The following is a 1,920-nucleotide window of genomic DNA, read 5'->3' as shown; positions in this document are numbered from 1 at the left end:
AGCAGTTCGCCGGGTAGCTCTGGTTCGGGTACACCGTGCTGACCACGCTGCACGAAGTCGACGCGCAGGAACGGACGTTGGCCTGCATCCATGCCGTGACGTTCGTCTGCCCGCCGGAGTCGCCGGACGGCTGGAAGGTCACGTCCACCCAGTCGTTGTCCGTCATGCCCAGGCCGTCCCAGAAGGTGCCGTCGGCCACGTCGATGCCGGCCGGGTTGGCGACCCGGCGCCCGAACTCGTCCAGGCCGCCGTTGTAGCCGGATTGGTAGGCCGCCTGCGCCTCGGGCGTGCCCTGCGGCAGGTCACCCCACATCTGCCGCTGCGCGGACGGGTTCCAGTAGTCGTCCTGGGTGTTCCAGGGGCCGACGTCCCACACCGGTGCCGTCTCGCAGCGTCCCGTGCGCTGGTAGCACAGCCGCACCTGGTACTCGTGGCCGCCGTTGGAGGCGAGCATCCGCCGGGACGGCAGCGCGACGAAGTGGTCGCGCTGCTGGATGACATGGCCGTTGGCCGTGGTCTGCCCGGCCAGGCCCTCCCGGGTGGCGAAGATCCGGTACGTCGGGGAGGCCGCGGTCAGTGCGCGAGGTGCCCGGGGAGCCGGCTGCGCGAGGTCGGCGTGCACGGAGACGGCCGAGACCACGGGGTCGGCGGTCCGGCTGCCGAACAGGGTCAGCCGCACCTGGACGACAGAGACGGCCTGCGCCAGCCGTAGCCGACCGGCGCGGTCCGGGGTCGTCCACTGGGTCCACCGTCCGGGGTGGTCGCTTCCCCGCACCTCGGTCAACACCTGTGTTCCGGACGGTACTTGGGCCCGCGGGCGGATCGTGAACGCGTCGGCCTGCCGTCCGAGGCTGCGGGCCGGTGCGGTGTAGACGGCGGACGCCCTGCCGGGAGTGGACGTGGTGCGGGCGCGGCGGTCGCCGATGGTCAGCGCGCCGTTCTTGCGATGGCCGATGTTGTGCTGGTCGGCCGAGGTGGCGGCGAGGTCGATGCGCCAGTCGGTGGCCGGCCTCGCGACGGGGCGTTCGTGGCCGGGGCCGTCGGCGGCAGCGGCGGCGACCGGCGGCAGCCCGCCCAGAACCAGCAGGGCGCACAGGCCCTGTATCAGTCGTCTGGTGGTGGATCGCATGACGCATCTCTCCAACTGGTCGGGAAAACGGTGTGGTTGACGATCCCCAGCCCTATCCGGCCGCGCGCCGTCGCGTCATTCCGGAACGTTCCGGATGCCGCCGACCGGGGAGGCGCGGATAGCTTCCGTGCCGTCCACCAGAAGTCACCGGAGAGGAAGCCTCGTGCGTCTGTTCCCGTACGCCGGACTCGTCACGGCCGCCGCCGTCCTGCTGCCGCTGACGGCGGCCCTGCCCGCCGCCGCGGCACCGGCCGCCCCGGCCGCGTTCGCCGCCTCGTGCCCGACCGCCGGGGTCATCACCCAGGGGTACAGCGACAGCCACGACGGCGTCGACATCGCCAACGCCCAGGGCACGCCGATCTACGCCGTGGGCTCCGGCGAGGTCATCAACTCGGGTCCCGCCAGCGGTTACGGGCAGTGGATCCGCATCCTGCACGACGACGGCACGGTGACCGAGTACGGGCACATGTACCAGCGGGACGTCGTCGTCGGGCAACACGTCCAAGCCGGTCAGCGCATCGCCCTGATGGGCAGCGAGGGCGAGGCGACGGGACCGCACCTGCACCTGCGGGTCAGGATCGGCACCTCCACCACGGTGCGCGGTATCGACCCGGTGCCGTATCTGCGCGACCGCGGGGTGAACCTGCCCTGCACGCCCGGCGGCGGTGGTGGTGGCGGGCAGGGCACCACCGTGACCGCCTGGGCGCAGGCCAACGTCCGCTCCTGCGCGGCCACTTCCTGCGCCGCCGTCAGCACGGTGTACCCCAACGAGAGCTACCCGGCGAACTGCT

Annotated in this window: 2 protein-coding genes; one reads left to right on the top strand and one right to left on the bottom strand. The window is 72.2% G+C overall.

The features are described 5' to 3' along the window. The coding region (locus JHN45_RS51725) for an SH3 domain-containing protein (RefSeq protein WP_201056442.1) at positions 1–1,129 on the bottom strand (1,129 nt) is incomplete at its 3' end. A gap of 163 nt (positions 1,130–1,292) precedes the next feature. Here JHN45_RS51725 and JHN45_RS51720 point away from each other — a divergent pair. Next, positions 1,293–1,920, top strand: a 628-nt coding sequence (locus JHN45_RS51720; protein ID WP_307783458.1) for a M23 family metallopeptidase, incomplete at its 3' end; no start/stop codon positions are given.

It is taken from the genome of Streptomyces sp. MBT53 (genome assembly GCF_016654115.1).
GTDB lineage: Bacteria > Actinomycetota > Actinomycetes > Streptomycetales > Streptomycetaceae > Streptomyces.
The sequence above is the reverse complement of the archived record's forward strand: the minus strand, read 5'-3'. Positions and strand labels throughout refer to the sequence as shown.